This window comes from Mesorhizobium sp. M0815 (genome assembly GCF_040319995.1).
GTDB lineage: Bacteria > Pseudomonadota > Alphaproteobacteria > Rhizobiales > Rhizobiaceae > Mesorhizobium.
On record NZ_JAMYOU010000005.1, the window covers coordinates 13619 to 38687 of the forward strand.

21 protein-coding genes and 4 pseudogenes are annotated in these 25069 nt (G+C 58.4%); 10 read left to right on the top strand and 15 right to left on the bottom strand.

Annotated elements, in window-relative coordinates; genetic code table 11:
* Positions 1-8: 8 nt before the first annotated feature.
* The gene (locus tag NKI01_RS08065; protein ID WP_352962636.1) at positions 9-692 is read right to left on the bottom strand and encodes a uracil-DNA glycosylase; all 684 of its coding nucleotides are present in this window, start codon (positions 690-692) and stop codon (positions 9-11) included.
* On the bottom strand, positions 689-1915 hold the full coding sequence (locus NKI01_RS08070) for a nucleoside triphosphate pyrophosphohydrolase family protein (RefSeq protein WP_352962637.1): 1227 nt from the start codon (positions 1913-1915) through the stop codon (positions 689-691). Before NKI01_RS08070 ends, NKI01_RS08065 begins: the two co-directional genes overlap by 4 nt.
* A 132-nt stretch (positions 1916-2047) precedes the next feature.
* Between NKI01_RS08070 and NKI01_RS08075 the strand changes: the two genes are divergently transcribed.
* From NKI01_RS08075 to NKI01_RS08100, 6 genes are all read left to right on the top strand, one after another.
* Positions 2048-3718 carry a metallophosphoesterase gene (locus NKI01_RS08075; RefSeq protein WP_352962639.1) on the top strand — a complete coding sequence of 557 codons (1671 nt, stop codon included), beginning with the start codon at positions 2048-2050 and terminating at the stop codon, positions 3716-3718.
* Positions 3719-3809: 91 nt separating this feature from the next.
* Entirely contained in the window at positions 3810-4220 is a 411-nt protein-coding gene (locus tag NKI01_RS08080; protein ID WP_352962642.1) for a hypothetical protein, read from the top strand.
* A 384-nt stretch (positions 4221-4604) separates the two neighbouring features.
* On the top strand, positions 4605-5264 hold the full coding sequence (locus tag NKI01_RS08085; protein ID WP_352962643.1) for an AbiV family abortive infection protein: 660 nt from the start codon (positions 4605-4607) through the stop codon (positions 5262-5264).
* Between the two features lie 433 nt (positions 5265-5697).
* Positions 5698-6042: a hypothetical protein gene (locus NKI01_RS08090; RefSeq protein WP_352962645.1), complete on the top strand. Its 345-nt coding sequence runs from the start codon at positions 5698-5700 to the stop codon at positions 6040-6042.
* A 140-nt stretch (positions 6043-6182) separates the two neighbouring features.
* Positions 6183-7265: a hypothetical protein gene (locus NKI01_RS08095; protein ID WP_352962647.1), complete on the top strand. Its 1083-nt coding sequence runs from the start codon at positions 6183-6185 to the stop codon at positions 7263-7265.
* Between the two features lie 37 nt (positions 7266-7302).
* Positions 7303-8007, top strand: a complete 705-nt coding sequence (locus NKI01_RS08100) for a hypothetical protein (RefSeq protein ID WP_352962649.1) — start codon at positions 7303-7305, stop codon at positions 8005-8007.
* Positions 8008-8089: 82 nt separating this feature from the next.
* Here the strand turns inward: NKI01_RS08100 and NKI01_RS08105 are convergent, their stop codons facing one another.
* Both NKI01_RS08105 and NKI01_RS08110 read right to left on the bottom strand, forming a co-directional pair.
* Complete coding sequence (locus tag NKI01_RS08105) at positions 8090-8275, bottom strand: hypothetical protein (protein ID WP_352962651.1); 186 nt, start codon at positions 8273-8275, stop codon at positions 8090-8092.
* An 810-nt stretch (positions 8276-9085) separates the two neighbouring features.
* A pseudogene (locus NKI01_RS08110) lies at positions 9086-10331 on the bottom strand (tyrosine-type recombinase/integrase).
* 433 nt (positions 10332-10764) lie between these two features.
* Here NKI01_RS08110 and NKI01_RS08115 point away from each other — a divergent pair.
* The 3 genes and pseudogenes from NKI01_RS08115 to NKI01_RS08125 all read left to right on the top strand — a co-directional run.
* Positions 10765-11184 (top strand): annotated as a pseudogene (locus tag NKI01_RS08115) (ATP-binding cassette domain-containing protein); the annotation flags it as partial.
* Positions 11181-11681: pseudogene (locus NKI01_RS08120) on the top strand (TIM barrel protein); the annotation flags it as partial. The pseudogenes NKI01_RS08115 and NKI01_RS08120, both read left to right, overlap by 4 nt.
* A 134-nt stretch (positions 11682-11815) precedes the next feature.
* Positions 11816-12640, top strand: coding sequence for a 3-methyl-2-oxobutanoate hydroxymethyltransferase (locus tag NKI01_RS08125; protein WP_352962653.1), 825 nt, complete (start codon positions 11816-11818; stop codon positions 12638-12640).
* Between the two features lie 1264 nt (positions 12641-13904).
* Here NKI01_RS08125 and NKI01_RS08130 read toward each other — a convergent pair.
* The 8 genes from NKI01_RS08130 to NKI01_RS08165 all read right to left on the bottom strand — a co-directional run bounded on the left by NKI01_RS08130 (position 13905) and on the right by NKI01_RS08165 (position 20524).
* Positions 13905-14597: an amino acid ABC transporter permease gene (locus NKI01_RS08130; protein WP_352445343.1), complete on the bottom strand. Its 693-nt coding sequence runs from the start codon at positions 14595-14597 to the stop codon at positions 13905-13907.
* 17 nt (positions 14598-14614) lie between these two features.
* Positions 14615-15331 carry an amino acid ABC transporter permease gene (locus NKI01_RS08135; RefSeq protein ID WP_352962654.1) on the bottom strand — a complete coding sequence of 239 codons (717 nt, stop codon included), beginning with the start codon at positions 15329-15331 and terminating at the stop codon, positions 14615-14617.
* Positions 15332-15397: 66 nt separating this feature from the next.
* Positions 15398-16225: a transporter substrate-binding domain-containing protein gene (locus tag NKI01_RS08140; protein ID WP_352962655.1), complete on the bottom strand. Its 828-nt coding sequence runs from the start codon at positions 16223-16225 to the stop codon at positions 15398-15400.
* Positions 16226-16249: 24 nt separating this feature from the next.
* Positions 16250-16990 carry an amino acid ABC transporter ATP-binding protein gene (locus NKI01_RS08145; RefSeq protein WP_352962657.1) on the bottom strand — a complete coding sequence of 247 codons (741 nt, stop codon included), beginning with the start codon at positions 16988-16990 and terminating at the stop codon, positions 16250-16252.
* A gap of 57 nt (positions 16991-17047) precedes the next feature.
* The gene (locus NKI01_RS08150) at positions 17048-17611 is read right to left on the bottom strand and encodes a peroxidase-related enzyme (RefSeq protein WP_352962660.1); all 564 of its coding nucleotides are present in this window, start codon (positions 17609-17611) and stop codon (positions 17048-17050) included.
* Entirely contained in the window at positions 17608-18090 is a 483-nt protein-coding gene (locus NKI01_RS08155) for a CMD domain-containing protein (protein ID WP_352962663.1), read from the bottom strand. The genes NKI01_RS08150 and NKI01_RS08155 overlap by 4 nt, the downstream gene beginning before the upstream one ends.
* The gene (locus NKI01_RS08160) at positions 18087-19556 is read right to left on the bottom strand and encodes an NAD(P)-binding domain-containing protein (protein ID WP_352962666.1); all 1470 of its coding nucleotides are present in this window, start codon (positions 19554-19556) and stop codon (positions 18087-18089) included. The genes NKI01_RS08155 and NKI01_RS08160 overlap by 4 nt, the downstream gene beginning before the upstream one ends.
* Positions 19553-20524, bottom strand: coding sequence for a LysR family transcriptional regulator (locus tag NKI01_RS08165; RefSeq protein WP_352962669.1), 972 nt, complete (start codon positions 20522-20524; stop codon positions 19553-19555). The genes NKI01_RS08160 and NKI01_RS08165 overlap by 4 nt, the downstream gene beginning before the upstream one ends.
* A 231-nt stretch (positions 20525-20755) precedes the next feature.
* Here NKI01_RS08165 and NKI01_RS08170 point away from each other — a divergent pair, with 231 nt between their 5' ends.
* A complete protein-coding gene (locus tag NKI01_RS08170; RefSeq protein WP_352962672.1) occupies positions 20756-21826 on the top strand; it encodes an NAD/NADP octopine/nopaline dehydrogenase family protein in 1071 nt (356 codons plus the stop codon).
* 189 nt (positions 21827-22015) lie between these two features.
* Here the strand turns inward: NKI01_RS08170 and NKI01_RS08175 are convergent.
* The 3 genes and pseudogenes from NKI01_RS08175 to NKI01_RS08185 form a co-directional block, all read right to left on the bottom strand.
* Positions 22016-22748, bottom strand: a pseudogene (locus NKI01_RS08175) (amino acid ABC transporter ATP-binding protein).
* Positions 22749-22815: 67 nt separating this feature from the next.
* Complete coding sequence (locus tag NKI01_RS08180) at positions 22816-23907, bottom strand: amino acid ABC transporter permease (protein ID WP_352962675.1); 1092 nt, start codon at positions 23905-23907, stop codon at positions 22816-22818.
* A 2-nt stretch (positions 23908-23909) separates the two neighbouring features.
* Complete coding sequence (locus NKI01_RS08185; RefSeq protein WP_352962678.1) at positions 23910-25025, bottom strand: amino acid ABC transporter permease; 1116 nt, start codon at positions 25023-25025, stop codon at positions 23910-23912.
* Positions 25026-25069 lie beyond the last annotated feature (44 nt).

Consider the following 25069-nt stretch of genomic DNA (forward strand, 5'->3'; position numbering starts at 1 on the left):
CCGCCCCCTTAGGCGAAGAGCGGAAAGGTTTCCTGCCTGTCAGCGACCCCGAGACCGTAATGAGTGCTGACGCCCTCGATGAACTCAGCCTGCCCACCGTAGCTGGGATGCCTGACCTTCTCCGCGGTCACACCCAGATCTTCTAGCGCAAGCTGGGCGTCGCGGCCGATGGCTAGGACCCGCTGCGGTGATAGCAGATGGATGAGCCCAACCATCACGTGCCTACATGCCAATCGTTCGCTGCGGGTGTGGCAACGATTGGACATAGGGTCTCCGGCAGCATGCGGATGGAGCGGAAAGACGTTCCAGAGAAATACGGGCCGCCTGATTGCTATCAGCATCTGCCAGATCACGGTCGCGGTGCGCTCAGCCACAACGGGGCCATTGGTAGAACGCGATAGCGGGGGAGTGCCCAAAAGGTCGGCGTGAGCGGTTAGGTGTACTTCGTCGGTCAGGGCCAACCCGGTACGGCGTCCACCGCGATATCCGAGGTCGCGGGCCACCCAGATGGAACCAACGCCTCTGTCGATCGCTGCTTCCAGAACCATCACCAGGTTGTGGCGCCGTATTTGAGCGGCGTCGGGACGGTCAAAGTCTGAGCAAAGGTCCGAGTATGGATTGAAGGCATCCTCGAACCTCAGGGCGGCGACGAGTTCTACGAACTCTGCGGCGTTCTGCGGGTAGTCACTCATGGCAGCTCTTCAAAATCGACCGTCCGCTTGGTGAGGTCAATGATGACCGCGCCATTGCGATGCTTTTTGAGTTCTCGAAAAACGCGAAACCCTTCGAGGATCGCCCGCTCCCATTGCCAGAGCGGACGTTTCTCAACCTCGTAGCCGCGTACCAGCTCATGCACGGCCTTGAGTAGGCCGTAGTCGAGAGAGGTTGCGTTCCGAAACTCTGCCTGCCGTAGACCATGATTGAAGATCCACGTCGAGATGCCTTCTTCTATGATGTTGGCGCGAGCGCCATCCTCGTTTTCATCGATCTCCGGCCGGCTCTTGCGCTTTAGGCGCAGCAGGGCCCGCATTGTGGGCGACCAGCCAAGTATCCCTGCGAAAGCTAGGTGAAAGACGTCGTGGTACCGGTAGTCGTCCTGTTCGTGGCGATTGTCGGTCAACGGGCTGCCGAGATTAACGCCGTTCCATCGCTGGACAACGAACGTTCGACCGTTCACCGTTCTCTCGATGAACTCGACCCGCATCTTGCGCGGCAATTGCTCATATTCGGGGAAGCCGTCATCGAACAGAGGTCCCCATTGCTGCTGATCGGGCCAGCGACCGAGCGTCTTGGCTACATTGTTGCGGGCCGCCTGTTCGAGGCTCACATGAGCGTCGTCTGCCGCCATCAGCATCGCGCGGAAGATCTCAACCAGGTCGGCCGACAGACGGTCGCGGTTCTCCTTGATCTGCCCTTCGCTCCAATCAGCCAAGAGCACTCCAACCTTGCCTGCCAGGGCAAGCAAACGGTGCTCCACCTCCTCGCCAGCCAGGGCACCCGAAAAGGGCACCTCGGGCTGCTGTAGGTCCTCGAACGTCGAGGCTCCTGATCGACCCTTGTAATCCCAGTCCTCGAGTCGAGCGGGAACGCTCCGGGCGATCTGGCTCAGCGGCAGCTCGGCGCGGAGTGCAGCGTTCGCAAAGTACCAAAGAGCGTCGCCCAGCTCTTCGATAACCTCGTCGTGGTAGGCTGCGAAGGCATCCTTGTCGCGCTGCTTTTTCTTGAGAGCACTGAGAAGGCTGCCAACTTCCCCGAACAAACCGAGGAGCACAAACCCCAGGCCATCGACGCCTGCCTTGTCGTTGCGATCGGTTCGGGTGGTGAAGGCTTGGTACTCATCAAGACCGATTGGCCGGTCGCTATCACGGAAGAGGGAGCCTTGGCTCCTTAGCAGCGCGCGCCCGTCTACAGCCATGCTGATTCCCCCTGCCGAGAATCTTTGCCGCACCCTAACCATTGACGCAAGTGAATCGGAGAGCGAATTCTTTCGACATTGGAAGTGGCTAAGCATAGTCGTCAACCGCGATTGGCCACAGGAGGGGAATTAATGGATTCGACTTCAGCGACGTTCCTGCATGTTACGGATGCCCACATCGCCTATGCGGGAACGGCATTGGAGCGGGACGACCGCAAGACCGCTGTCGTTGGCCTGCCGGCACAAACACGTGAGGCAGCCCTTCGACAGGTGTTCGAGCGCCTGGCGGAACGATTGAAGCGCGAAGGTCGCAGTCTCGATGGGGTGATTTTCTCCGGAGACGCGCAGGACCGCGGAAGGCAGGGCGGCCACGAGCTGCTGCTCGATCTGCTGCTCAACCATTTTGCCCCCTTCGGCATAACAGCCGAGCGGATCGTCGCCACGCCTGGCAATCACGATGTCGATCGAGCGTATGACCCCAGTACGGCGGAGCGGTACAGGGACTTCTGCGCGACGTGGCGCGACCGCGGATGCGTTGTACCCTGGCTCGACGGGGTCGATGACGCTGGCTCTACAGCACCCCATTCGCTTGTTGATGCCGAAGGACGCTGGGCGATCTTCCCGATCAACTCGAGCAATTGGTGCCACGCGGCGGCTATCCTTCCCGAGCCTCTCGCAACGGTCTGGGCAAATCTGCCTCGGTTGGCGGCCGGATCTGACAAGGAGATGGAAGCCGACCTGCGCAAGCAGCTCGACGCCCTTGCTCGATACGACATGGCGCGGGTATCCGAACAGCAGTTGGAACAGGTGAGACGGCTGGTCGAAACGACACCGCCCCCGGACTATGGGCGGCAGCTCCGCATCGCGGTGCTACACCATCATTTGCGGGCGCCAAGCCTCCGAGAGGAGATCAAGGCGTTTGCTGACCTCTCCAATCTCGAGCAAGTGCGGGCTTTCCTTCGTGACCGCGAGTTCGATGTCGTCGTTCACGGCCACAAACACGAACATGCAGCGCAGTTCGACCATGCCTATGATCATGCAGGGATCGATGCCCGGCGTGTGTTGATCGTTTCGGGCGCCACCTTTGACAGCGGGCGCGAAGCCGACGCAGTGCGTTTGCTCACCTTCGAGGGATTGCCCTACATCCCATCAATTCGCGTTGAGCCTATTCCGCTGCAGCGCGGCGGAGTCGATGCGCCAGCTATCCCGGCGATCACGAAGCGCCTTTGGGCGTCGGAAAACATCACCGACGGACCGACGACGATCCAAGGCAGCGACATCGACGAGGTCTACGAGCGCGTGGTGGAGGTGGCGCGGTTGGAGGCCGAGGGCAATACGCTAATTGTACATCTCGACCTGCCGTCCCACGAGACCGACAGGTTGCCATTGCCAGACAATTACCCAATGGCTGAGCCCCTTGAACCTGGTGCTCGTCAGGAATGGCTGCGCGAACTCGTTGGCTGGTGGCAACTCGACCGATCGAAGCTGGAACAGCGGATGCCTTTTGTGCATGGCACCCGGCTGCGCCGCTATGGCGGCAAAATCGATCAGATCGAGCGCATCAAGAAGCTTCTCAAGCAAAAGGCCAGCACGCGCGCTCTCGCCGTACTGGTGGATCCGTTTCGCGACTTCACCGCCGATGGAAGCGGCGAGGGAGTTTGCCTCGTTCAGTTTGGTCGAGTTCAAGCGCAGAAACCTTGGAAATGGTCGGAGCTCGGTGGAAGTAATCGCGTTCTATCGAGCGCAGGAGTTTGCGCGATGGTGGCCTATCAACGTAGCCGAGCTGAGATCCCTGCAGATTGAGGTATGCCGTCATCTGAATTTTGATCCGGGGAGGATCACCACCATTGCCGCGGATGCCCGAACGCATTCCCGCAGCCCCACACAGGTCGCCATGCCAATCGTGGATCGCTGGCTCGACCAAGCGCCTGAACGATTGCATGCCCTTGCGAATGCGCTCGTTCAGAAGGGAGCGCGAAATGACAAGGAGCGTGCAGCACTCTCGGGATGGGGCCGCTGCCTCACGGAGCTTGAAGATGTGGCCAAGAACTATAATCCTGATGGCGTGCCTATTGCCGTAGAGGGTCTCGAGGTCCTGGCTTCGTACGTGCAGATTAGCGTCGAAGGTGACCCTGCTCTAAATGGGCTGGTGCGCGAACTGACCAGGCTCGCCGAGGATAATCGGGGTTTCGAGCATGGTGCACGCGATCGATCAGCCTTCGACACCTGGTCCAAGCGTACGCTCGTATCGATCACGGACCTGCGCGAAATGACGGCTCTGCGCATTTCGTCAAAGTCTGCGTAACGCGAATTGTCGCCGGAGCACGCGACCTCGGAGGGTTTTCTCGACGAAGACCTCGTGGTTGTCTTCGAGCATTTCTTGATCAACGGGCTCGGCAACGCTGTAAGGAATTCCGGCGCGTTTCGGCAGGCTTGGGCGGCAAAGAGGCTCCATTTCGTCACACCGCGGCGCTCTCCCCTCGTGGATACCCCCGGCGAAAAGGGATGGTCCCGCTATGGTTCGCCTGCGCTTACCAATCCAAGCCATCACCGAGTGTGAAGTGTACGTCGAGCCTCGGTAGTCGCGAGGCGCCCGCTCTGAAGGTCCGCGTCGGCGTGGGAATTGGCCATGCCGCACGAGTCAGGTAGCTAGGACATTAGAGGCAGCCGCTGTCGTAGTAGGAAGCAAATGAAGCTCGATGACGAATTCGACCTAAGCCCCTTGTCGGCGACTGTGCTTGAGAACGCCGAAAGGGTGCTGGGCGACGCCAGAATCCTGTTTGACGCGGGCTCCTACGCAACGGCTTGTGCGCTAGCATGCGTCAGTATCGAGGAGGCTGGGAAAGCCTGCCTGATTCTGTGGCGGGACAAGGGGCTTATCAAGCGCGACATCGCGAAAGATGTCAGGGACCATCACGCAAAACACCGGGTGTTTGCAGGATTAAAGGAAGCCCTATCTTTTGTCCCCTTGCTTACTGAGAAGATGGATGCGGACGATCTCGCGCGGCGCATTGAGACGGAAGTGCTAGACCCAAACCGCGAGAGCAGTTTTCTCGCGAAGTTGGGCGCCTTCGATGCTTTTAAGCAGTACGGGTTCTATGTTGACGTCGATGATCAAACCCACTTCCAGCCTACGAAGGTAATTTACCGCAAAGATGCGGAGTACTTACTCGCTGAGGCCTCGCAAGCCATCGTTTTGGTCAAGGAGGTCCCGGCCGTGCATTTTGTTGCATGCGGAATGTACCTTGAGGAGGAAGCGCCCAAGCGCGATCCCAAAATGATGCGCGAAATTCGCGAGCTAATGGCATCACGAAAGGTGCGGCCGGCCATCCCGGAAAACCAATCCTAGAAGAACAGCCGCCGCAGGAGCTTCTTCAACCGATTGTCCCGCGTACCGGGCAGCTTGGGCCTCGACAACCACCAAAGCACCAGCGCCAGCAAAGCGGTCAAGACAGTCACAATGTTAGCGGCGTCCTGCATGCCGACCCGCCACGATTCCAAACTCCACATGGTATCGAAACCATGCTGAGCAATTTAAACTCGATTGCTTAACATTCCCTTCGCGCATCCGCGTTTCCGTTAACTTTTTTTACATGCTTTTAACCACTCATTAATCAACGTAAACGTTAGTCCTGACAGACACTTGGCGGGGTTGTGAGGCAGAGAGTGCGCCACTCTCGTCGTCCGAGCAGTAAAAAATACTCCGAAAAACATTTAGTGGTTAACGCCTGTTTGGCTGCCCGTTCCGCGCTGATTCGCGGTTAACTCGAAGGCGCTAAGATATGAGCTCGCTCAAAGCCAAAATGCTGCGGCACAAGCTGGAGGGAAAGCTTGCCCGTGCGGATGACGCCGGATTCCTGCAGCTCATGTGGGCCACGGTCATTATGCAGTCGGGGAACCCCGGACCGGCTATGGCCTATATCAAGGCGCCCGAAGACGCTATTACGGATGACCCACGTTCGAAACAGATCATCCGGAAATGGGAAATTGAAACACTCATCAATCTCCTCCTGACTTCACCTAAGGCTCCAGCGCACCGATATGCGCACCATGAGCTGAAGAAGGGCATCCACCAGGTTCTGACCATCGACAACTTCGACTCGGTTGGTTCTGTATCAACCTTCTGAGGGAACTTGAGAATGCCGAGCACGAGGGGCGTATCTCCAAGGAGAATATCCTTCAGGAGCTAAGCCGTATCGCCCAGCGCCAATTCCATTGGCAGGGAGGGGGTTATTTTCATCCGGAGGCGATCAGACGAACCCTGTTTGTGTACGCCCACGAAGAAGCCAGAAAGTATTTCGAGGCAAGGAACGGCTTCACCATTGATGACCTGACTTTGATGAGCGTCGGCCTGACATTCGAATTCATGCTTCAACCGTGGCTGGTCGCGCCGAAGCACGACATCCTTTCCAGCCGCAAGGAAGCACTCGCAAAGGTATTGGGTGCCGTGTCACTGCCAATCCCAGCGGCGCGCAAGATAGCCTTGGCACTCCGCAACGAGATGATTGCTGCCACGAAAGGTAACCTGCTGACCGCACACCGGCCGAGCATCCTGCGGCAGCATCCTGTCATCCAGAAGGCCGACGGCGCCTATATCGCCCCTATACCCGAGTTGCTCATCCAACGGGCGACCAGCGGCCTGTATTATGATTTCATCGGCGTGGACGCGCAGGGCATACGTCAGCAAGCTGCAAGGCGGTTCGAATTGTACGTGCAGGAGCTGATTCCCGCATACCTGCCCGGGCTGCAATGCCTTGACGAGCAGGAGATCGGGACCAAGAAGAGGAAGTTTCTAAGCCCTGATGTCCTGGTGCTAAATGACGACACGATAACGGTGGTGATCGAGTGCAAAGCCACCAAAAACACGTTCTCTGCGCAATTCGCGGCCGACCTAGCCGTGGGGGCCATCCGTGGAATAAATGAGCTTGCCAAGGGCGTGTTTCAGGTGTGGAGATTTTATGCCGCTGTGAGGCAGGGGATTTATACCGAATATCCTGTCGCCGACACCTTGCATGGTATGGTGGTTACCATGGATGACTGGTTGCGGCTTGACACCTACGTGCGGGCAGAGGTCGTGAAGGAAGCCCATCGGGTCGCAGACAAGTATTCCGAGATAGAGCCCGCCGACCGGCGCCCTGTCGTTTTCACATCGGCACACCAACTCGCTGAAACTCTCGCACTCACCGACGAGCAAGGCTGGTACACCGCGCTCACCAATGCGGCGACCGAGAAGTACCAAGGCTACGACCTAAGTTCGATTCTAGAGGAGCTTGGGGTGCCCGCCGAACGAAAGGCGTTCCCCTTTAACATGGAAGAGGTCATGCCTTGGCAAAAGGAATTGCCCAAATAGCATCATTTTCTTCCCCGCCTTGTGGTAGCGGACAGCGATGACCCAATCCAGCAACCGAGCCTTCGACCTGACAGCGGTGGTCGGCGATTTGCATCCGACGCGGCACAAGGATCTCGTCCGCGCAATAAAGGCGTTCCATGCCGTGGAGTCTGTGGGGCTCGACCTAAAAGATGCTGAAGAATCCATCGCCTTCCTCCAAAAGATCGACCGGGAGGTCTCTGACGAGACCTTGGGCCTCGGTAAAGCGCTTCTCGTCCACGCGATCGTCGTCTACTCCCGCGCCACACACACCAAGGCAATAAACAGGTTCAATGTCGGGGTTATGGGCGGCTACGACCAGGCATTGAAAGCAAAACATGCCGAGGTCATAACTCTTCGTGACAAGTGCATTGCCCACTTCGGACCAGGCAAAGATCTTTGGCACGATGAGCGCGTAATCTACGTCGAGAAAGAAACGGAAAATGGCCTTCACCTGGTCCATCGCCGGACCAATTTTAGCGCGAAGGTGATAGCCGACCTTCATGACCTCCTGACGGCCGCGATCCGTCGAGGGAAAGAACTCGAAAGGGAGCGAGCCATTGATCTCGGCACCCTCATCACCGAAGCGGACAACGATGCCTGGGCTGCCATCGACCGACACCAATTTGATATGGCGGCTTTCTTTCACACCAAGGGCGTCGAGATTTGGCAAGACGGCGCTTTCTCGCAGGACCTTTGGGAGCGTGGCCCAACCAGGCGCTGAACAGTGAAAAGCACCATCACGCGATTACGTGAGCTTTAAGCCAGCACGGGCGGATGAAGACCGCCCGCGCTGAGGGCTCGGGCTACCGCGAGGCGAGCAGCGCCAACAAAGCGAACACCGATCCGACGAAGATATTTTCAGCCAGGCTGGCGATGCGATCAATTTTCGGCGGCTGGACATTTTTGGGCGCGAACTTGTGGAAAGCCATGGTCAGACCCGACCAGAGCAGCAGCATAGTCAATACGGAGAGGAGGGTGTCAGCGGTCATCTACAAGGAGCTCCTATAATAGGTGAGGAGCTCTTGGCGCACGCGCAGAGAACCTCACCTGGTGAAGGTGAAAGTTCCCGACGGGGTGCGCACTTGCAACTTGCGTACAGTCGAGACAGATAACGGGTTAGGGGTTGCCGCGCGCCGCATTGCAAGACTTCCGGCGCACATACTGCTAGTTATGGAGTGATATAGGGGCGAGCACCATTTCCGACAAGGACCAGGTCGCAGCCACCTTATTTTGCTTCCCTTGATGTCGCGACCCGATCGCCCGTTGGGCGGCCACCGCGCGCAGCGAAGGTCAAGGGCAGCCGGACGCTTGCTCGTCCTCCCGGAGCTTCATTGCGCAACGCTTGCGGCAAGCAAGTCCGATCGGCGAAGCCTTGCCCTTGACGGAAGCGAGCACGATGGCAGGCTCACTGTGCCAGCCCTGACAGGAAATTGGCGGCGTCGATGATGCGGTTCAATTGCACCGTGGCGGCAAGCTTGTGCAGTTTGAGTTCATTCCGATCGGCGCGACTTCGATCGGTCGGTGGCTCCTCATCGATAATGCGCTGAAGGACAGCCCGATCTATCTCGGCGAATGGTGGAGAGCCTTGCGATTTCCGAGGCGACTTTGGCCCAATGCCAGAAGCCTACACGATCGCCTGCTTTCGGCTGCGTGCCGCGGAATAGTAAGCACGAGGCCCGGTCTCCGTCGATCAACCGTCGGGCATCGACCTGCCAACGGCGCCAGATGTCGCGCCGTTGCTGGAGCCATCGAAAAAGCGCGCTGAGCATGACCTCCCAGTCGTCCGAGAGGATACGCATTCATGCCGCCAGCGTGAATGTGTTCCGCGCCAGCATCTTTCTTACATATGCGTCCCATTTCTTCATCGCTGCGCGCTTCTCAGGCATGTAGGTCCAGCGATCGTAACTCTTCGAACTGACATCCTGCAGCGCATGGTTCTGCAGGCGGTCGCGGATTTCCTTGGAGATGCCGGCTTTGCCCGCGAGGGTCTTGAAGGTCCTTCGCAGGTCGCGGTTGGTCGCGTAGGGTATGACTCCGCGGTCCCGTTGCCGCCAGACGAAACTGTAGAGCGAGCCGTGGCTGACCGGCCGGGATGGATCGTTCGCCGATGGGAAGTACCAGCCATATTCGTTCGGAGTGATCGACGCGATGAGTTCTGCAGCCAGGGACGGTACGGGCGCGGCGTGCGGCTGATCGTTCTTCGTCTTCGACCAGTCTATTATCTTTTCGGCCGCATCCCATTGTTCCACATGGAGACGTGCGATCTCTTCAACCCGCTGGCCGGTGAGCATGATGAGTTGGATTGCGCGCGGATAGGAGGGGTGGACCGGAACGTCAGGGCAGTCGAGCCACCAATAGAGACGGGCGAATTCGGCCTCATCGAGCCAGCGTGTGCCCCGTACCTTCGGCTCGGTCGGAATCGCGGAAGCGGGATTGAACGGAATGCGGAACCGGCGCGGTGATGAGTTCCGATAATCGTGTTCGGATTTCATGCCCCAGCTATAGGCGGCGTGGACATAGCTTCTGACGTGGTCCGCCATGGCGCGGGCGCCGCGCTCATAGATCGGCCGGATCACCTCCACAATTTCCTCAGGGTCAATTTCGCGGGCAAGGCGGTGGCGGCCGAGCGTGTTGGCGATTTTGTTGAGACCCTTTTCTGTCTCTTTCCAGGAGGGCTTGCCCGCGCTCTTGAGGGCGGCGACATAGCCTGAGAAAAGGTCTTGGACAGTTCCGGCCCGTGCGTCGGTCGCGATCTTGATGCTCCGGCCCTTCTGAATAAGTCTTGCAAAATCGCGGTCGAAAATCTCGCGCGCCGTGGCGAGGGACATCGACGGGTAGGATCCGATCTTCTTTTTTACGCGCTTCTTGTCGCGCCATTGTTGCGCCATCCAATCGGCCGTCACGCGAGTCGGTATGGGCTTGAGAATGAGTGAGTATGAGCCGGCCGGTGCCGTGCCCGTCGCCATCAACAAGCGTTTCCTGCTTTCCACTTTGTTCGATCCGCCTGATTGCGGCGCGTATTTCTCCGTCTGAAATAATCGGCATGCTTGTTCTCCCTTGGGTTGAGAGTGGGCTTTGCCGACGGATGAGGAGTGGGGTTTATACCCACCAAAAAGAAGGGTCGGCAACTGGGGTCTGAAGGGGTTTTGATCCCCCTAAAGGCACCTCGAATCTGCCACGCTAACCGGGTTTACGACAAGCTAGAAAATAGAGATGAATCAGTGTGATAGAGCGTGATCCTGCGGGATCGAAACGGGCGCTTGGGGGTGGTGATGAACCAGTCCTTCCGCGACCTGGCTCTGTACTTCAGGCCGCGGCGCGAGCGAAGCGTGCCGCGGGAGCCAGCAAACCCATGAAAAATGATCTGCTACAGCAGCCAAGCAATGGGCTCGCATCGATCAACGAGCATCGACCTTCAATTTCCTCGCCTATCAACAGTGTCAGGCCAGCCGGATCGCAGATGGGAGATGAGCCCGCCATGAACGATAAACCTGCCATTCTCGAACTGAGAAACGTCAACAAGTCCTTCGGACCAATCGACGTCCTGCACGACATTTCGCTGACGGTGCGCGCTGGCGAAGTTCTTTGTCTGCTCGGTGACAACGGCGCCGGCAAGTCGACCCTCATCAAAACGCTCGCCGGTGTCCACAAACCCACCAGCGGCCAGATATTGATGGACGGTCAGCCGGTTACCTTCTCTGGACCTCGGGAGGCCCAGGCACAAGGAATCGCTACAGTGCACCAGTTCGGCGGCACCTTCCCGCTGATGAGCATCGGGCGGTCCTTTTTCGTCGGTGAAGAGCCGACCAAAGGCTGGGGACCGTTCAAGATCTACGACCGCAAGCGCGCCAACGAAATCGCGGTGAAAGCGGTACGCGATTTCGGAATCACCCGCATCTGCACGGCACCGGTCTCGGCGAAGGCGGTATTCCTATTGTGAAGTCCGAAGTCGAGACCGGCCCTATGTGGCTGAAGGCGCGGGACACCTTGAACCGTATCTGCGACATGGCCGAGGCCGAAGATGTCGTCTTCACGCTTGAAAACCTGAACCTGCTTGACCACCCGGGCTGCCGCTTCGGCTCAACGGCAGCGGTGCTGGCATTGGTGTCATCGATTAATAGACCCCAACTGCGGATCAACCTCGACCTTTATCACACTCAGATCGGCGAGGGCGATATCGTGCGCTGGTGTCAGAAATGCCTGCCCTTCATCGGTGAGGTGCAGGTGGCTGATAATCCGGGTCGTTGCGAGCCGGGAACAGGCGAGATGAACTGGCCCTACATCGCGAGAGCTCTGTTCGACATGGGGTATCGCGGGCCGGTGGGTCTGGAAGCCTTTGCCCAAAACGATCCGGAGGCAGCGCTGGTTGCTTTCCGACGGGCTTTTACCGTGTGAGCCATGCGGGGATGCTCATCGGCACGACGGGGCGGGCGTCATGATCAAGGGCTGCCCTGTCCGACCATGCTTTCCGATCGAGCGCTGCTCGCAGATTCATTTCAAGTTCACCTGACCTGCAGTGGAGGCTGATTATGGCCATGTATCACAAGCGCCCTCATGTCGAGGATATCCGAAAGATGAAGAGGAATGGACAGAAGATCTCCATGCTCTTCGTCAGCACGCCCGACGAGGCAGCCGCCGCTGCCGCGGCAGGCATTCACATGCTCTCCATAGAGGGCCGATACTTTGACCAGGAAATGCGACAGGCAGCCGGCGACTGTTTCGTCCAGGTCGGTCTGCCTTACGGCGGCTGGGGCAGCTTTGCTGGCCGTCCGCTGGCTACGGCAGAGGACTATCTGCGTGCGGCTTTCCACTTTGCTGGCATTGGTGGCGACGCCTTCTACTGCTCCGCGTCCTACGACATCCAGAAGGCGCTCTGCGACAACCACCTCCCTGTCGTCGGGCATATCGGCCTAATCCCTTCGTACATCACTTGGACGGGTTGGCGCGCAGTCGGAAAGAGCGCGGAAGAAGCGATCCGCCTCTGGCAGCACACCCAGAAACTCGAGGAGATAGGTGTCTTCGCGGCGGAACTGGAAGTCGTGCCCGACCGGGTGGCCAAGTTCCTGTCCGAAAACTCGTCGCTGATCATGCTCGGCATGGGCGCCGGTGAGCATGCAGATGCGCAGTACCTCTTTACGGAGGATGTCTGCGGTTATGGCAAGAACCATAAGCCGCGGCACGGAAAAGTCTACCGAAACCTCGGCCCTGAGCTGCAGAAGATCCAGGACGAGCGCGTGGCGGCTTTCAGAGAATACAAGGCCGACGTCGATTCCGGCCGGTACCCCGGTTACGAGCATACTGTTCCGATTGGGGATGCCGAGTTCGACACGTTCATGCAAGCAGCCAAACGGTGACCACCATGAGCGTGGGGCGAAGAGATCTCTCACGGCCGGGCGGTAGACAGTTCGTAGTAGGCAACAGTGCGACGCCAACGCTTGACGAAATCAAAATGCAAATTGCGAAGAGGGAACTCATACTTCCGGCGAAGTTGGAAACTGTTGCCCGGGTGATGTTTGCGGAGCCGGATTATGTCGCTTTCGAGAACGCCGCCGCGATTGCACGCCGGTGCCAAGTGTTCCCGCCAACCTTATCCCGCCTCGCGCCGCGCCTGGGCTTTAGGTCCTTCAAGGAAATGCAGAATTGCTTCCGAAGTTATATCCTAGGTCGAAGAAACCAACCCAAACCAAGCTGACGAACGGTCCCATTGTAGTTGAGTCTCGGCAGACCTGCCCGGCGTATTGCGCCACAGCCTCGCGATCACCGGATTTGGCCTGGCTGGAGTGCCGGAGCCGAGGTTTGCCGGGTAGTTAGCAGTCCCTACCGAGCGCGGGAATCCTTTGGCGTTCCATTGAGCACTGTTGGAGTGCTCGCTACGCATTCCGGCTCCGCGCGCAAATGGCCAAGGTGCGTAGTAACGACGGATAGTTCCGGATAGAAATCGGATGGCGGATGGCAGATAGTAAAATAAAATCAGTCATTTGCGGGAGACCGTGTGCAAAAATCGCACACGAAAGTTCTGCTTCTCTTCTTTTTTCGGACGCTCTTCTGCCGCCGACTTGACCGTTGCTGTGCAGATGTTCGCCGGGATCGTCCCCGCGCTGGTTCGACACCTTCGACGAAGCAATTGATGAAGGCATAGGATACGTCCTGATGCTCCTTCTCCTGCGGGAAGGAGTTGGGGACCGGAAGAGACGCGTTCAGTCCGCCCATGTCCATCTCGCGCGTTGTCACTTCGCGGGTCGGATCAAAGCGGGTATCCTGCAGTAATACGACGTGAGACAGTCTAGGATAAACCGGCGCGGGAGACCGAGAGGCCCAGGTTCTCCAATATTGATTCGTGACTCGCGGCACCGAGGTTGCGGGATCTCCATGCCACTTGCCGGAGACGGCTTTCCTGCCCTGGTCGGCACAAGCGCAACGTTGCGACCGCGCGATCGGTGCTTCAGTCGGCATGAAGCCCGTCAGCAGCGACAAACGATGCGATCAACCAAACGCATGAAACTCACCGGTACATACATCGGCTACTTGGGTTTCTCCTCAAGCTTTTCATCCCCGAAAGAATTGCCTCCCAGGTGCGGCTCGATATCCGAAGCTTGACGATTCTATCCCACATCCGCCTCACGTCCGCACCCTCAGCGCCTGCTCCAGCCTGTCGGCAATCTGTGTGACGATATAGGCAATCACCATATAGATCACGACGGCAATCACGAAGGCTTCGAGGTAGTAGTAGTTCAGCGCGGCGGTCAACTGGGACTGGGCGAAGATATCGACAACCTCGATGGCGAATCCGAGAGAAAGGGCCTTCATGATGACCATCATCGAAGTTGTCAGGTCAGGAATTGCCGTGAGGGCCACCTGGGGAAACAGGATACGTCGGAACAGTTGGCCGCTCGTATAGCCCAGCGAATGGGCTGCGTCCGACTGACCGGTGTCGAATGCATTCAGGGCTCCCTTGATAATCTCCGATTGGAACGCAGCGACACAGCCGGTAATCGCAACTACAAGGATGACCCAATTGGGGGTTTCGTGGGCGTTGAAGTTGATCCCGAGCAATGAGAACAGGAACTGGAATGCGGGCGGCAGACCGAAATAGGCGAGGAAAATCACGATGACCATCGGAACGCCCTTGAAGACGATCTTGTAAGTCATGATGAGCTCTCGCAGCACCGGCACCCGTCTGTATTCGATAAGCGCGAATATGCTGCCGACTATCGTCGACAGGACGAAAATCATGAGCGCCATTCCAATCGTCACGGGTACGGCACTCAGAATTTCCTGCGTGTCCTGGAGCAAAATATCGGTATCAAACATGGTTGAATACCCTTACGTCAGACGCTCGCGAGGAGCTCATTCTTGATCGGAGTTGTTGTCGTCGCCTCAGGCGCTTGCATCGGTGATCGAAGCTCGAAGAAGCGCACGATGAGCCATGCGACCAGGCACATCAGCGAATAGATGACCGCCAGGACGAGGTAGGTTTCGAACTGGAACTGGTTGTAGTCGCGCTCCATGATCAGATGCGCAGTCGCCATGACATCGGCCGCCCCGATGTACATGACCAGCGCAACATTATGGATCAGGTAGATGATGGAGTTCCCATAGCCCGGCAAAGCGAAGTGCACCGCTTGCGGGCCGACGACCCGAGTAATTTTCTGTCGGAACGTATATCCAAGGCTGTCGGCCGCATCGTGCTGGCCGCGATCGACGGCCATGTATGCAGGCCGCATGACTTCCGACAGATAGCCGCCGTGGTAGAGGCTCAACCCCACCATGGCAGCCATCGTCGCCGAAATAAAATCTTTGGCGCCGAACAGGATCACCATCAGCGGAAGCCCATAAAACGCGACGAACAACTGCAGTACGACAGGAACACTCCGGGCATAGGACACGTAGAGGTCCACCAGGTGACTGATGACTGGCACTCTGCGGACCCGGAGGGTTGTCGCGATGAGAGCCAGGCAGAACCCGGAAATGAGGGCTGTAAACGTGATGGCGAGCGTCAGCGGCAGTGCCGAGAGCAACTCGGGAATCATAGCAGATACATCCACTTTGAACGCTCCTTCTTGCAATTCAGCCTTGCCGCTGACTAGCGAATATGGTCGTCGACGGCCGTGCTATTTCATGTACTGGACGATGCCCTCGCCGAACCACTTCTGCGAGAGCTTTTCGATCGTGCCGTCGTCTTTCAATTCCTTGAGAACCTTGTTCACATCGTCGGCCAGAACCTTGTTCTCGTCAGATCTGTGTATCAGCATGTAGGTGTTGTTGCTGAACACTGGTTCGGACGCCACGATATCGAGTTTCTTTTGCTCGATGACGGTCTGCTCACCGAGATTCGACGGCAGGACGAGAGCGTCGAACTTGCCATTCTGAACTTCGTCAAGCCGGTTCGGGTAGGGAATACCGGCACTCGACGCCGTAACATCGAGCTTGTATTGCGGGTTTTCTTTCTGCCAATTCATGATGAACTTGTAGGTTCCACCGCCGGCCGTGGTCGGAACGATCCTCTTGCCGACCAGGTCTTTCATTTCCTTAATGCCGCTGTCTTTCTTGCTGTAAATCTTCATCAGGCTGGCGCCCATAGGATTTTCCGGAATGAGGAACTGCTTGGCGCGCTCGGGCGACTTGTAGTAGCCACCGACTGCGATGTCGTACTTGCCCGTGGCGAGGCCAGTTTCCTGCGCGATATCCGAGACACCTTCCATCTCGAACTTGTATTGCGGCAGCTTTGCGTTGATCGCCCTCAGGAGATCGGGCTCATAGCCTTGCGGCTCGACGCCGATCGCGCCCCATGCCAGCGGCTTGGATTCGGCAGATGTCGCGATCTTGATCGTCCGGACCGTTTCGCCGTGACTGATCACCACGGTTGCAAGGGCGATTGCGATGCCGCCGGCAACAGCCAAGGCAGCGCGGCGGGACAAACTGGATGTGATTGCAGACATTTCTTAGGTTCCCTTCTTGTTGAGCTATTGAAAAGCGAGTTCTGACTGCAGAAATTGAGCAAGTCGTGGGCTGGAAGGCGCATCGAAGATGTCAGCCGGGCTGCCATCGGCGGCGACCACGCCACGATCCATGAAGACGATCCGGTTGGAGATGTTCTTTGCGAATTGCATCTCGTGGGTCACAAGCAGTGAAGTGATCCCTGACGAGGTGACATCCTTGATCACCTTCAGGACTTCACCGACGAGTTCGGGATCCAGCGATGAGGTCGGCTCATCGAAGAGTATCACGTCGGGACGAACCGCCAGGGCGCGCGCGATGCCGGTGCGCTGGAGCTGGCCGCCCGACAGCTGGGAGGGATAGCTGTCCCGCTTCGGGGTGAGGCCGACCCGCTCGAGCTCCCGTAAGGCGATCTCCCGCGCCTCGTCCGCGGACTTGCCCTGCACGACGACCAGGGGATCCATCACGTTCTGGAGGACCGTCATGTTTTTGAAGACGTTGAATTGCTGAAAGACCATCGCCGTTCGCAAGCGGATCGCCTGGACAGCGGCCTTGTCGGCACGCTGGTAATCCATCCGAATCTGATCGAATGCGATGGTTCCTGAGGACGGCTTGGCCAGGTAGTTGATGCATTTCAGCAACGTGGTCTTGCCGGTGCCGCTGGGGCCGATGATCGACACCACGTCACCCCGCTTTACCGAGAGATTGACGCCGTTCAGAACCTGCGTGCTTCCGTAAGACAGCTTTACATCTTTGAGTTCAAGCATTGCTGGTTAGCCCTTCGGAAAGTGTGAGACGGACTGCTTTGACCGTATGCGACATCATCACCCGCTCTCCGCATGGCCGAGAACGTGCATTAGCCGGTTTGCCCAGCCGAAAATCGATATGGCGTGGATCAGGTCGATGATCTCGCAGTCATCCATGCCGACTGATCGAAGCGCCGCGATATCGTCTGCCGTCGCTTCCGACGGCGCCGCCGACAGGCGGCGGGCAAAACTGTAGATTGCCGCATCGCGCGGGCCGAGCGCTTCGGGTTTGTCGAGATACAGCGCGGTGACGACTTCGTCGCTCTTGGTCAGCTCTGCATGCCTGCGGGCGTGAACAACGGCACAGAATTTGCAGCCATTGACGATCGAGGCACCCAAGGCGCCAAGCTCGCGGTCGGGACGGGCAAGCCCGCCTTCGACATACATGATCGCGTTGAACAGAATCGTGCGGGCAAGATAGCTCTCTGGGTCATGCGCAAGGGTGCGCACATATTCCGAAACTTTCTTGGCCGATGGCGTGACCTTCATCGCTTCAAGCTGTTCCGGCGTGGCCTCGGATAGCTTGACCGGCGCGATGTACGGATGCCAATTCAATGGCTTTAGACGAACCGAGGAAATCATGTCGACCTCATCAGGCGCAAGCCGGTCGCCACCCGTGTCTGGAAGTTGACAAAGGCAATCAGCTCGGAGAGCGCGACAATTTGAGGATTGTTCAATCCGGCCTTGGCGAGGCGGGCAATATGGCTCGCTTCCGCCTTTTTCGGCGTCAGGGTGATCAGGTCAACATGGCGGACGATGGTCGCCAGGGGTTCCTTCAAATCCGTTTTCCCCTGGGCCAAGGCCAGGAGCTGTTCAGTTGGACCGAGCTGAGCCAGCTGCACATCATATTCGGCCACCAGGACGGGATCGGCGTTCAGGGCGGCCATGCGACGGGCCAGAGCAGCACGCAAATTCGGCGCCAGCCCCTGATCGGTTGCCGGGTGCAGCACCGAGAGGCGACATTCCTCCGCCCCTTGCACGAATTCCGGCCGAAATCGCCGTGCGGCGAAAAGGGCATCGTCCGGGGAAATACCGGCGGCCTTGTCCATTGCGTCGATCACAGCGCGGCCTCCTTCTGCAACAAGGGGGTTGAATCGACCCATTCGTCGCCCAGGAGTTCGGGCGTGTCGTAGGCGATCAGATTGGCGAAGTGGGTTTCGACATCCTCGGCAAACAGCGATGCGGCAATGCCGCGGACCAGACGGTCGGCACCGGCGCTGACGGCCGGGATATCGCCGGAGACCTTGCCGTGCGTCAGCATGGCGGCGTCGTTGAAGCAGTGGATATGTGCCAGCATCGGGCAGGAGCCGGGAACGCGTTCCCGAAACTCGAAGGCGGGACCGAGATCCGGCGCATCGGACATGCCTGCACGAGCCGGCCCCATATCCGGCGTATATCGGCCATCCGACCAAATGCGGATATGTGGGGCGATCGCCGCGAATTCCGAGCGGCCGTTGAAGTCGTTTAAGAAGCCGGTTGCCGCGATCAGAAAGTCGAAGCGCATCGGCCCCTGCGTGGTTTCGACCAGCAGGGCCCCTGCCTCCTCCTTCACCGCAACTATGCCGCAGTCGAGAAAGAACCGAGCATTCGCGTGGCCAGACACGCGAAGCGTCGATGAACGCGGCGGCGGCGTCTGGGTGGTGGCGGTGTAGTCGAAGAACTTCCACTTCCAGGCATCGGGCAATTCATGCATGCCGAGTACAACACCCGGGCTGCCGATGCCGGTCAGCTTGTTGATGCGCGGCATCTCCTTGCGCCGGATCAACATGTCGACAGAGCCGGCGCCCGCCTCGAGTGCCGTTGCGGCATTATCCATGGAAGAGGCACCGGCGCCGATAACTGCCACACGCTTGCCTTTCAGCGCATCGAAATCGATGTCGTCGGCAGAATGGGCCCAATAGGCGCGATCGATGCCGTTGAGGAAATCGGGTACGGCAAAACCGCCCAAACCGGACCGACCGGTGGCCAGAACGAGACGACGGCTGAGAACCCGGCCGGTTTCCGCGCCCTCGATGTCGATCGCAATCAGATCTCCAACGGGTGCCAGTCCGGTCATGCGCACGCTATTGCGCACAGGCAGACCGAGAACCTTGCGGTACCAGACCAGGTAGTTCATCCACTGGCCCTTGGGAATTTTGTCCAGCGACCGCCAGGCCTCAACGCCCCATTGCGCCGTGAACCAGGCGCGGAACGTCAATTGCGGCAGGCCGAGCGACGGACCGTTGAGCGTCTTCGGCGACCGGAGCGTTTGCATGCGGGCAAACGTTACCCATGGTCCTTCGAGCCCGGCCGGAGCCGCATCGTAGGCGACGACGTTGGTAATCCCGGTAAGCACCAGCTTTGCAATGGCTGCAAGTCCGCACATGCCAGCGCCAATGACAACGACATCACGGACCGGGGCGCCCTCATGCATGCGTGTGGGGACCCAAGCCTTGGCAGGCAGCTCAAGCAAGTCGAGATCCTGCGCGAGTTGGGCTTCCATCGCGGCAAGGCCTGTCGATGCTGCCGGGGTAGGAGTATGCTTCATATTCCAGTTCCGTTATTTGTGCCCGACGCGGGATCGTTCACCAATTGGCTGGCCAAGGCCGGATCGAGTTTCTTGAAGCCGACGATCGATCGTTCAGCCACCGCTTCGACCGCATCCATCAGCGCCTGCGCGACTGGGCGAAGGGGACGTTTTGCGGCAGCCACAACCCCCCAATAAAAGAGAACGGTCGCGTCAATCGGGCGGATGGCGACCCCAGGCAAGGCCACGCCATAGGCGGTGAGGGGATCAATGACAGCGGCAACGCCGGTCCGGCGCACAAGCTGCAACGCGCCATAGGCAGTATTCGTCCGGATCACTGGCCCGGTGTCGATGCCCCTGGCGGCCAATGCCTTGGAGACGTGCAGTTGAAAACGCAGCGGGTTGAGCAACGTAGCGACGCGACGGCCGGCAAAGGCCGAAAGCGGTATGACATCAAGTTCTGCCAGCGGATCGTCCTCCCGCACGGCGGCAACATCGGGCGCCGAATAGAGCCGCAGGACATCCAGACCGGGCGTATCGAGCGGCAGGCTTGAAAAGCCGATCTCGGCACGACCGCTGCGCACTTCCTGGGCGACGATGGAGGGAAGAAACTGTCCGAGATGTGTCTCGTGCGGAAGCTCGACACCCTTGAGCTCGGCCATGGCCGTCGGGATTAGGCCAGTGCCGATCGCAGAGGTTGTGACAATCTGCAGGATCCGACCCCGGCCGGCGGCGATCATCTTGGCCCGCGCCGCGAGTTCGGTGAAGGACATCAGCAGTCGCCGCGCTTCTTCTTCAAATGCGGCACCCTCTTCAGATAGCTGCACCCGTCGACCGACCCGGTGCAGCAATTCGAAGCCAAGTTCGGCCTCAAGATCCTGAATGGTGCGTGTCACCGCAGGTTGGGAACGCCCGAGCATGTCAGCCGCCTTGGTAATGCTGCCGCTGGCAGCAACCGCAAGGAAGGTCTGAAGGTCCCGAGTTTCCATATTCTCCCTACATGTGAAATCCGTATGATTGACATCGTCTCATTCATTTTTGATATATGTCAAGCGGAAACTAATGTTCGCAGCGGCGCTTGCCGCTCAGAGCCGGAGCCCTTGGTCGAAACGGCTGGGGGCAACTGACGTGACTCCAATTCGGAACCTCGTGATGAAAAAACTTGTAGGCGGGGACGGCAAGGATTCTCGAACCATAAAGCCTGCAACAGGAGGAATGTTATGCGCGTGAGTATTCTGGGCGCCGGAGCAATTGCCTATGGCCTTGCGGCCTATTTGGCACAATCGGGACACTCACCAACACTTTGGTCACCGTCGGGACACCGCACCAGAACGTTGGCTACTGGCGAATTATTGAAGGCGACGGGTGATATCGAGGCGACGGTGCCGGTGCGCATTGCCAAGGATTGTAGAGATGCTATCGACCACGCGGACGTGGTGGTGATCGCGCTTCCGGCTTACGGCCACAAGATGGTGATGGACGCCGCCGTCCCTCATCTGGCAGATGGAATTCCGGTCATCGTCAGTTCGCATAGTTCGTTCGGGGCTCTGTATCTTCGGAAGCGGTTGACGGAGCGCAAGGTCAGGTTGCCGATCGTCGTTTGGGGCACAACACTACTGACTGGTCGCCAGCTCGGATCAACCGAAGTCAATGTCACTTCCATTCGCCAGAAGCTTGACGTTGCGACGCTGCCTTTCGATGCGCTCGACCAAGGGTACGAGCTTTGCACGGCCTTGTTCGGCGATCGTTTCGTCAAGCGGGATGGTCTGCTGGCGATTGCGCTCAGCAACCTCAATCCGCAGAACCATCTGGGAATTGCCCTTCTCAATCTCACACGCATGGAGAAGGCCGAGCAGTGGAGCCAGGGGGGGAATGTCACTCCTGCCGTTGGCCGCTTTATCGAGGCTCTGGATGCCGAACGGTTGGCCATAGCTGCCCATTTCGGTATCGCGGTTCGTACCGTCCAGGAGCATTTTTCATTGTCGTTCCACGTCCCCATGAGCACTGTTTCGGAAATGAACCAGGAGATGGATCGTCAAGGCCGCGGCGGGTTTGGCCCGACAACCATCGAGAGCCGCTATATTCTCGAGGATGTTCCGTTCGGCCTGCTAGCGACTGCCGTTCTGGGGAAGATCAGCGGGAATCCGGCGACACTCCATGAATCCGGAATTTCCATCTTGTCGGCGGCTTATGGCCGGGATCTCAAGGCCGACAATGATATTCTTCCTGCGCTCGGCATCGAGGGAATGGCAAAAGCGGATCTCGAAAACCTTTGCCTCAACGGGTTTTAACAGTGGATTGCAGCATCGGCCAATACAAACAAAGCCGATCGTCTAGGATGTTATCAACGCATCGGCCGACGCGCTCACAGCGGATACCAATCCAGTTGTCGGCAAGCGTCGGGGATCGATTTTGGCAGAATGTGCGAACAAAATCGACATAGAGACATTGAACTCGTCAAGGCCGACGAGTTCAATTACTTAATTCAGAATCTGGCTAAGAAACAGCTTGCTGCGTTCGTGAAGCGGGTTTGTGAAGAACTCGACCGGAGTGTTGGTCTCGACAATCTCGCCCTGGTCCATGAACACAACGCGGTCCGCAACCTGGCGGGCGAATCCCATCTCGTGGGTGACGCACAGCATTGTCATGCCATCACCGGCCAATGACGCCATTGTATCTAGCACCTCCTTGACCATTTCGGGATCAAGTGCCGAGGTCGGCTCGTCGAACAGCATAATTTTTCGGGTTCATGCAGAGTGAGCGAGCAATGGCTACCCGCTGCTGCTGGCCGCCAGAGAGCTGACCGGGATATTTGTGCGCCTGATCGAGAATCCCCACGCGCTCGAGATAGTGGATGGCCGTCTGTTCAGCTTCATTGCGCTGAAGTCTGCGCACCCAGATCGGCGCCAATGTCAAATTCTCCAACACGGTCAGATGCGGAAAGAGGTTGAAATGCTGGAACACCATGCCGACGTCGCGGTGGATTTCATCGATCTTCTTCAGATCGTTCGTTAGCTCAGTGCCATCTACGACGATATGACCTTTCTGATGCTCCTCCAACCGGTTGACGCAACGGATCATCGTCGACTTGCCAGAGCCAGACGGTCCACAGATCACCAGCTTTTCGCCGCGACGAACGGTGAGATTGATGTTCTTCAAGACATGGAAGGTCCCGTACCACTTGTTGACGCCAATCATCTCGACGGCAGCCATCTCGGCAGTAGAAGATCCAGGTTCAGCATGTCGCGTGCGAGGAGTGGAAGACAACATGTTCTTGTTCCTAGTGCGATGTCGGACCGCGCCGTTCGAGGAAGTCGGCGAAACGGGCGAAGGAGAAGGAGAGCGCAAAGAAGATCGCGCCGATGAAGAGAAAGGTCTCGGCCGCCGGCGATGGCCATTCGGGATCCGCAAGCGCTGCCTTGCCGGAACTGATCAAGTCGAACAGGCCCACGACGAGGACAAGACTGGTGTTCTTGATCATGACGATGATGGTGTTGGCTAACGCAGGGATGGCCACGCGGATGGCCTGTGGCAGGATAACGAGGTAATGGGTGCGCCAGAAGGGAAGGCCGAGCGCGGCGGCGGCCTCGTATTGCCCATTGGGGATAGCCTGTAGCCCGCCGCGGATGACCTCGGCCAGATAGGCCGCCGCAAAAATGGTCAGAGCAACCAGCGCGCGCACGAATTTGTCGGGCAGCAGCGATTCCGGCAGGAAGAGCGGCATCATGATCGATGCCACGAACAGGATAGATAAGAGGGGAAGGCCGCGCACTGATTCAATGAGTACTACCGCGCCGATCCGCACCGCAGCCATTGAAGAGCGTCGGGCCAGCGCAAGCAGGATGCCGACCGGAAAGGCGACGCCGATGGCAACGACGGTCAGTATCAACGTTACCGGAAGTCCGCCCCATGAGGACGTGGGGACCTCGACCAGGCCAAGGCCACCGCCCATCAACCAGACGATCAACGCGAATGCTGCCAACCAGAGCACGAGCAATCGGGGTCTCCAGCTCGCCGGGCGAACGGACCAGCCCAGCAGCGCCAGGATGAGTAGGCACACAATGGCGGGACGCCAGCGGTCATCAATCGGATAGATGCCGAACAGGAGTTGGCCGGACTTGGCGTATACGAAACTCCAGCAGGCTCCAGCCGCCGCACGACAGGCGTTCGGGTCGCGTTCGAACAGCACTGCGTCTATGACCAGCCAGCGCAGCACTGGCGGGACGGTGACCATCAGCAGAGTGCCAAACACCAGCGTCAATGCGGCGTTGAGAGGCGTACCGAATAGGAGCCCGGCAGTACGCTGCAGAACTGGGAAGCGAACACGTCGCTCCAGGGGCTCGACGGGTAACGGGAGAGAAACGGCCTTCATGATTATCGCTCCACGATGGCGATGCGGCGGTTGTACCAGTTGGCTGCGCCTGACATGGTGAGATTGAGGGCGAGATAGACGCCGAGAATGATGAAGACGCCTTCAATGGAATGGCTGGACTTGCTGATGGTTGTATTCATGACTGCAAGGAAATCCGGATAGCCAACCGCAATCGCCAAGGTCGAGTTCTTGACGACGTTGATGTACTGGCTGTTGAGCGGTGGCACGATTACCCGCAGCATCTGGGGGATGACGATCAGGCGCAATATCTTGCCGCGCGGAAGGCCAAGCGAATGGCCAGCGTCCCACTGGCCACGGCCGATCGACAGGACACCGCCACGCACGATTTCTGCTACGAAACCCGTTGTGTAGAGGGTCAATCCGATGAGGATCGTGCTGAGCTCTGGGGTCAGTTCTTTGCCACCTTCAAAGTTCGAACCGGTGAAGAGCGGCCAGTCGATGGTGAACCGCGCGTCAGCGAGCCAAACTCCTGCGGCGCCAACTGCCAGCACACTGGGCACGACGGCCTTCGGCGACCAACCTTTGCGTACTGCGATCCAGCCTGCGATAGCGAACGCGATGGCGCACAAGATCATGAGGAGACCGGTCATGCCTACGTCGATGCCAACGGCTGGCACCACGAAACCGCGCATGGAAGCATAGACGCCAGGCAGCGGGTTGAGCGCCTCGCCGACTGGCGGCAACATTTTCCACCACAGCGAATACAGGAAGATCAGAAGGACGATAGGGGGCGAATTGCGCGCCAGTTCCACCCACACGCGACATGTTCTCGCAGCCAGTGGGTTGCTGCTCAGCCGCGTGATGCCCACGATCAGTCCTAGAATGGACGAGAAGACGATGACCAGCGTGGAAATGAAGACTGTGTTGGTCAGCCCGACTACAATGGCCCAGTAGTACGGATCGCGCGACTTGTATGTGAGGATTGCCTCGGAGATGACGATCCTGGACGGCATGGACAAGAAGTCAAAGCCTATCGGGATACCGCGCGCCTCAAGGTTGGCGAAGGTGGTGCTGACGAGTAGCGCGGCGAACGCCAGGAAAGCAGTCGCCAAGGCGGCCTGAATGATGATTGATCTGGTTTTGGCGTCGCTCAACATGCTGACCTCGGATCCACATCGCTATCGGAAGCGAGGAGAGCGCC

Excerpts from the sequence above, each read along its gene's own strand:
- NKI01_RS08125 (WP_352962653.1), top strand. The coding sequence starts at position 11,816 with ATGGCCATGTATCACAAGCGCCCTCATGTCGAGGATATCCGAAAGATG.
- NKI01_RS08170 (WP_352962672.1), top strand. The coding sequence starts at position 20,756 with ATGCGCGTGAGTATTCTGGGCGCCGGAGCAATTGCCTATGGCCTTGCG.
- NKI01_RS08180 (WP_352962675.1), bottom strand. The coding sequence starts at position 23,907 with ATGAAGGCCGTTTCTCTCCCGTTACCCGTCGAGCCCCTGGAGCGACGT.
- NKI01_RS08160 (WP_352962666.1), bottom strand. The coding sequence starts at position 19,556 with ATGAAGCATACTCCTACCCCGGCAGCATCGACAGGCCTTGCCGCGATG.
- NKI01_RS08145 (WP_352962657.1), bottom strand. The coding sequence starts at position 16,990 with ATGCTTGAACTCAAAGATGTAAAGCTGTCTTACGGAAGCACGCAGGTT.
- NKI01_RS08150 (WP_352962660.1), bottom strand. The coding sequence starts at position 17,611 with ATGATTTCCTCGGTTCGTCTAAAGCCATTGAATTGGCATCCGTACATC.
- NKI01_RS08085 (WP_352962643.1), top strand. The coding sequence starts at position 4,605 with ATGAAGCTCGATGACGAATTCGACCTAAGCCCCTTGTCGGCGACTGTG.
- NKI01_RS08080 (WP_352962642.1), top strand. The coding sequence starts at position 3,810 with ATGCCAATCGTGGATCGCTGGCTCGACCAAGCGCCTGAACGATTGCAT.
- NKI01_RS08065 (WP_352962636.1), bottom strand. The coding sequence starts at position 692 with ATGAGTGACTACCCGCAGAACGCCGCAGAGTTCGTAGAACTCGTCGCC.
- NKI01_RS08070 (WP_352962637.1), bottom strand. The coding sequence starts at position 1,915 with ATGGCTGTAGACGGGCGCGCGCTGCTAAGGAGCCAAGGCTCCCTCTTC.
- NKI01_RS08075 (WP_352962639.1), top strand. The coding sequence starts at position 2,048 with ATGGATTCGACTTCAGCGACGTTCCTGCATGTTACGGATGCCCACATC.
- NKI01_RS08105 (WP_352962651.1), bottom strand. The coding sequence starts at position 8,275 with ATGACCGCTGACACCCTCCTCTCCGTATTGACTATGCTGCTGCTCTGG.
- NKI01_RS08090 (WP_352962645.1), top strand. The coding sequence starts at position 5,698 with ATGAGCTCGCTCAAAGCCAAAATGCTGCGGCACAAGCTGGAGGGAAAG.
- NKI01_RS08100 (WP_352962649.1), top strand. The coding sequence starts at position 7,303 with ATGACCCAATCCAGCAACCGAGCCTTCGACCTGACAGCGGTGGTCGGC.
- NKI01_RS08130 (WP_352445343.1), bottom strand. The coding sequence starts at position 14,597 with ATGTTTGATACCGATATTTTGCTCCAGGACACGCAGGAAATTCTGAGT.
- NKI01_RS08165 (WP_352962669.1), bottom strand. The coding sequence starts at position 20,524 with ATGGAAACTCGGGACCTTCAGACCTTCCTTGCGGTTGCTGCCAGCGGC.
- NKI01_RS08140 (WP_352962655.1), bottom strand. The coding sequence starts at position 16,225 with ATGTCTGCAATCACATCCAGTTTGTCCCGCCGCGCTGCCTTGGCTGTT.
- NKI01_RS08185 (WP_352962678.1), bottom strand. The coding sequence starts at position 25,025 with ATGTTGAGCGACGCCAAAACCAGATCAATCATCATTCAGGCCGCCTTG.